Annotated in this window: 2 protein-coding genes; both read left to right on the top strand. The window is 67.3% G+C overall.

What is annotated here, in order from left to right:
- The first annotated feature begins 4,043 nt into the window (after nucleotides 1-4,043).
- Complete coding sequence (locus tag ACFWJ8_RS03485) at nucleotides 4,044-5,072, top strand: ParA family protein (RefSeq protein WP_378809618.1); 1,029 nt, start codon at nucleotides 4,044-4,046, stop codon at nucleotides 5,070-5,072.
- Nucleotides 5,072-6,073 (top strand): ParB/RepB/Spo0J family partition protein, encoded by a 1,002-nt coding sequence (locus ACFWJ8_RS03480; RefSeq protein WP_378808988.1) that lies wholly within the window; start codon nucleotides 5,072-5,074, stop codon nucleotides 6,071-6,073. Before ACFWJ8_RS03485 ends, ACFWJ8_RS03480 begins: the two co-directional genes overlap by 1 nt.
- The last annotated feature ends 23 nt before the right edge of the window (nucleotides 6,074-6,096 follow it).

Raw genomic sequence — 6,096 nt, 5'->3', positions numbered from 1 at the left:
CTGGGTCCGTCCGTACACCCGCTGGGTCCGTCCGTACACCCGCTGGGTCCGTCCGTACACCCGCTGGGTCCGTCCGTACACCCGCTGGGTCCGTCCCCACACCCGCTCGGTTCGTTCGCACGCCCGCTCGGCTCGTTCGCTTGGCGGCGCACGGAGCAAGGCCGGCCGGTACACGGGGCGTGGCGATGTTTCACGTGAAACGGTGTACCCAGGCGCCGCCGCGCTCGTCCGGGTGCGATCTCGTCGAGATTGGTGCGCTCCACGGTGCGTCGGGGGCTCTCGCCATGGCACATTGATGACGACCGGCGGATCGTCGGGCGTAGCATCGCTGGACATGTGAGTCGGACCGCAAGGTGTCCCTTGCTCGAGGTTGATTGGCGGTCGCGGCGTCGAAGGTGACGCGCTCGGAGGCTGTCAGTGTCGGTAACACGTGCAGAGCAGGCAGTTGCTCGCGTGCTTACGAGCGAGGTCGTCCCGAGACACGACCTGCCCGAACGTGAATGGGCAACACCCCCCCGTAGTCGCGCGCCGGACGCCCTGAACCGCCTGTTTCACGTGAAACATGGACCACTCGGCTAAAGGTGGCACGATGCGCGTGTTCTCGATGCCATGTCGCGCGATTCACGGCCGGCTCCGACCATGCCGCTATGACGGGCCGGAAGAGCGAGTATTGAGAGCTGCGCTGCACGCGTGTCGACCCACACTGTCGGGTCGGGGCTGCCGCACCTCGACGATCACCGCTGGCTGCACTGCCCGTGAGGGATGCTGCGCTTGCGTGCCCTGTTCGGTGCGGCCGCGGTCTGCGCCCGCGGGCGCCGAGCCACTCGTCGCCACTGGAGATCGAACCGCGCACCGTCTTTCGCGCCTCGACACGATGTTTCACGTGAAACGCGGATCTGCATTCCGTCAGATCAACGTGGATACGGGGGGTTTGGCGTCTGATGGTGCTCGTCGCGGTACCGGGCTGCGCTTCGAGGATCCGACGCCGGGATGCAGGGGCCCGAGCGTCACAGGCATCGCAAGTCAATTGGCCGGGGTACTGAGGGCATTCGAGGCAGCTTGACACGCGGTTGTCCTTGCGCCCGCGAGACGTTTCACGTGAAACATCCGCCGGTCGCGACCTGTTGGTCGGTGGCAGGAGTGGTGGTGAAGCGTCACGCGACGGGCCCAACAATGCCGGCTCGCGGGTGCGCCCACTGACCTGACTAAGCACGTGATCCGCCCCGGCGAACAGCGAGATCACGTTGGGGCGGGACTTTGCTCCGGCGGTGTCGCGTCGGCGCACACCGCCGAGTCAAACCGAGCAAGCTCACACTCAGTTCGTCGAACCCGCGACCGAGCCAGCCGACCGCGATAGGCAAGGCCGTTCGCCGTCGAGCTCGCCGCGATGGGAGTCCATCGGGGCGATCTGCCCCCGCGCCGGCAGCCGCCGCCGCTGCTGTCGGTTATGTCGCGCTGACAGGGGGTGTTTCACGTGAAACGTGACGGACATTGCGCGGCGGGGCTGATGCACGCCTTCATTGCCGATGAGATCGCTCAACACTGTGGAGCGTCGACGGTCGATGCGCAGCGTGACCGCGACGTTCTCCGTGTACCCGGCTTCAACCGCAGGCTGCCTTCCGGGCGCCAACCTCGCAGGTCCATCCTTCCCCCGGAACAGGCCCGCACCGGCCCTCGATGGTGATGAGCGGGCCGTCGCGCCCGCCAGAGCGGCAGGAAACCCGGCAGCGCTGGCTGCCGATTCGGAGCAACTCCGGCCACTGTTGCCGTCGGGGTAGATGACCCCACGAGTCGGGGTGCTCCTGGTCCCTCCCCCTTGCACCTCGCAAGGGGCCCGGATTCCTGGTGATTTCGACAGGCGCTCCTCGCTGTGGAGTGACGGGCGACCGGTATTCGAGGACGAGCTTGATCTCACGCACAAGCGAGCGTGGCCAATCCTTGTCGCTGCAGACCCGTCTTCATCAACCGGCTGGCACCACTCACGTCTGCCGTGGATCACGGCAGCGGTCAGCGAGTCCTGACATCGCGCGTCGGGCCCTGCGTTGACGCTGCCTGACATCGCCAGGAGGATCTGACCGCGCTGACGTCCGGCACACACGTCTCGTCGGCCAAGAACTTGTGAGTCGCGTGTTCTCGTCGTGGTGGGCAGCTGTGGGTCGCAGACGTCGGAGATGTTTCACGTGAAACAGCCCATCGGAGCGCCCATCCGAGCGCCCATCCGAGCGAGGAGCCATGCCGATGTCGGCAGCGCGTCCGCCAACTCTGTTGGGGATGGTCGCCTCTGGGAACTGGCCGATGAAGAGCGCCCGTGGGTGACGCCGTGATCGTAGGCGCAAGCTCCGAGACCGCGAGTGCGGAGATGGGGTTCGCGCTCCCCCTCTCCGCAGAACAAGAGCCGACCCGGACTCGCGGGAACAGTGTCACCAGCTCCCGGGGAGGAGGCTCCAGGACGCAATGGGGCGACGACCGCGCTCAACGCACGTCCGGTGAGAAGAGAGAGTGTCTTGTGACACCTGCGTGGCCCGACGCCGGGGCTGTGGCCCGACGCCGGGGCTGTGGCCCGACGCCGGGGCTGTGGCCCGACGCCGAGGCTGTGGCGCGGCACGAGGGGCAGGCGGGGAATCGTCGGTCCATCAAATCGTCGATGATGTGCAGGAGGTTCCCGGGGGTGGCGGAGCGATCGGTTCAGATTCGCCGGCACGCGCCGTGTTGTCGGGTGCTCTGACCGACGGATGTGGGCCGGGCAGACGATGATCGCCCACGCTCGAAGTGACTGACATCGCAGCGCAGGCGAGGTGTCGGCGCCAGGGCACCGCGACGGCATTCGCAGCAGCGCTCGGTGCTGGGCTGTCTCGCCTGAGTTGTCCGTGCGCTCTTTCCGGCGAGTCCGGGTGCGCGTGAGTCCGGCCTCGAGTGGTGCCCGCGGGGTTCCCGTTCCCTGTGTTGCCCCCGCCCTCGGTTCGGTTGGTGTGCTCTGGTCGGCCTTCCCGACCTCGCTTCAGCGCGATCCGGCCGAGCAGCGGGGGGAGCGCGGCCGGTGTGGGACCGCCACGTGACCGACGCAACCTATACACCGCCTTCTTGGGCGATCGTGGGTTGTCCAAGCGGTTCCTGTCGCCATGGCGCCCGCGACCTACTCCGGCCTGTTCTTCCGCTGTTGCGCGCATAGTCGGGCTTCGCGCCCGCACCTCACCCCTCGCCCACCTACCTCAGCTACGGATCACCTTGTGGCCGTTTCACGTGAAACACACCGAAGCTGCGTCGCAGATCTTCCCGACAGGGGCAGGAAGCTCGCCGCTGTGCTCGCTCGCGACCTACTGCACCTTCGCGCACTGACCCAGATGAGGGAGTGCTCATGTGGGGAGCAGAACGCGTCCACGAACACATCGAAACGGCATCCATCGCAGCCAGCAGAACCCCGGAATCACGGGCCAGAATGCGAACAGGACCTCGCTGACCGCCTGAGTCCGGCCGGTGGCTCAGTGCCCCGGATTGCTTCACGGGTGAGCGGCGGGTTGGCGGGCAGGACGGGCTTCCGCGAGGTTGACTAGGGACATAGATGCTCCGCGCGGAATGGTAAGGAACGCATGAATAAGTGGCTTCGGCGGCTGGGGATGGGGGGAAGGCGGGATAAGGTGGAAAGCGATGTTGAGCGGCTCGCGCAAGGGGGAGAGTTTCACGTGAAACAACCCGACGAGACCGAGGCTCAGGCATCCTTCTCGTCCGACGAACCGCCGATCGTCTCGACTCCCGACGCCTCCGAGGCCGTTGTGCAGGATGACGTTCCCCCCGTCGCTGAGGACTCCGCCGCAGGGACGCCGGTGGATGCGGCCGCTCCGCCCGATCCTGATTTCCCGGGCAGCGATGAGTCGTCCCGCGGCGCCGACGAACCCGTCGTCGACGAGGACGACGCGTCGAGCGCGTACGAGGCGGCAGACCGGGACGGCATCACCGCTCCCCCCGCCGACAGTGATGTCACACCCGGCGAGTACGCTGACGGCGTCCCCGCCGAATCGGCCGAGGCCGACGAACCCGCTCCCGAAATGCCCACGGGAGACGCCGATCTCGAGGCGCCCGCCGAGCCGGCCGAACCCGATCAGGCCGCCTCCCCCGAGGACCCCACTGTCACGCAGGAAGAGGAATCCGCCATCGCGCAGGAAGACCCCGCCGACGTCGTTCAGGAAGACGACGACTCCCCGATCGCGCGGGAACTCGCGGATCTCTCGGCTCGCCGCAAGGTGCTCGAGGAGACAGAAGTCCACCTCACCGGACGCACGCGCGTGCTCACCGTCTCGAACCAGAAGGGCGGCGTCGGCAAAACGACGACGACCGTGAACCTGGCGGCTGCCCTGGCGGAGCGTGGCGCTCGAGTCCTCGTGATCGACCTCGACCCGCAGGGCAACGCGTCCACCGCTCTGGGAGTGCCGCACACCTCCGACATCCCGAGCGTCTACGACGTCCTCATCGACGAGTTCCCCCTGGCCGACATCATCCAGGTGAGCCCCGAGTCGCCGAACCTGCTCTGCGCGCCGAGCACCATCCACCTCGCCGGTGCCGAGATCGAGCTGGTGTCTCAGGTCGCACGCGAACACCGCCTGCGCGTCGCGGTCGACGAGTACCTCGCGAAGAACCCCGAGCGGCTCGACTTCATCCTGATTGACTGCCCGCCCTCTCTCGGTCTGCTCACGATCAACGCCTTCACGGCGGCGGGCGAGCTGCTCATCCCGATCCAGTGCGAGTACTACGCGCTGGAGGGCCTGAGCCAGCTGCTGGGCACGGTCCAGATGATCCAGAAGCACCTCAACCCGCGACTGCAGCTGTCGACGATCATGCTGACGATGTACGACGGCCGCACCAGGCTCGCGCAGCAGGTGGCCGACGAAGTGCGCGCCCACTTCCCCAAGGAGGTGCTCGACACGATCATCCCGCGTTCGGTCCGCGTGTCGGAGGCGCCGAGCTTCGGGCAGTCCGTTCTCGCCTACGATGGACAGTCGGCCGGCGCCATCGCTTATCGTGAAGCGGCCGTCGAGATGATCCGGCGCGACAGCGCCTCGAACGAAAGGGGCGCCTGATGGCAGCGAAGCGCACAGGACTCGGCCGCGGAATCGGCGCACTGATTCCGACCAACGAACAGGCCGATGAGCGTCCCGCCGACGTCTTCTTCCCCCGAGCTGTCGCCGTCGACGAAGCCGAGCCGCCCGCGGCGGGCACGGCGGCGGCGCCGGCGGCCGAGCCACAGGAGGAACTCATCGAGGTTCCTGGCGCCCGGCTCGCGCACATCAACCCGAACGACATCGTTCCCAACCCGCGCCAGCCGCGCACCAACTTCGACCCCGAGCACTTCGGCGAGCTGGTCCACAGCGTTCGCGAGTTCGGCGTGCTGCAGCCGGTCGTCGTCCGACTCAATGAGAAGGGCGAGTATGAGCTCATCATGGGTGAGCGCCGCACGCGCGCCGCTCGAGAGGCCGGTCTCGATTCGATCCCGGCGATCGTCCGCGACACCGCCGATGAGCACCTTCTCCGCGACGCGCTGCTCGAGAACCTCCATCGTTCCGAGCTCAACCCGCTCGAGGAGGCGTCGGCTTATCAGCAGCTGCTCGAGGATTTCGGCATCACGCAGGAAGAGCTCGCGACTCGCATCGGCCGCTCGCGTCCGCAGATCAGCAACACGATCCGTCTGCTGAAGCTGCCGGTCCCCGTGCAGCAGCGGGTCGCGGCCGGTGTGCTCACCGCGGGCCACGCACGGGCGATCCTCTCCCTCGAGGACGCGACGGCGATGCAGCGTCTTGCAGACAAGATCGTGAACGAGGACCTGTCGGTCCGCGCCGCAGAGGCTGCCGCGAAGCTGCCGGATGCCTCCCCCACGCGTGCGGCCAAGCCGCAGGCGGGATCGCGTCGTGCTCACCTCGACGAGGTCGCTGAGCGACTGGGTGATCGCCTCAACACCCGCGTGAAGATCTCGTTGACGGCAAGAAAAGGCCAGATCAGCATAGACTTCGCGACCATTCAGGATCTCAATCGGATCCTCGGTGAGCTCGGCGAGACCGAGTACGGGGCGGCGGAGGCCTCCTAAGCGGTTCGCACGAGGTCCTTCGC

Source organism: Microbacterium sp. NPDC058389 (genome assembly GCF_042722305.1).
Lineage (GTDB): Bacteria > Actinomycetota > Actinomycetes > Actinomycetales > Microbacteriaceae > Microbacterium.
This window is presented reverse-complemented; position numbering and strand designations above follow the sequence as displayed.

Bases quoted from the DNA above. Each gene is read 5' to 3' on its own strand.
- ACFWJ8_RS03480 (WP_378808988.1), top strand. From the start codon at position 5,072: ATGGCAGCGAAGCGCACAGGACTCGGCCGCGGAATCGGCGCACTGATT.
- ACFWJ8_RS03485 (WP_378809618.1), top strand. From the start codon at position 4,044: ATGCCCACGGGAGACGCCGATCTCGAGGCGCCCGCCGAGCCGGCCGAA.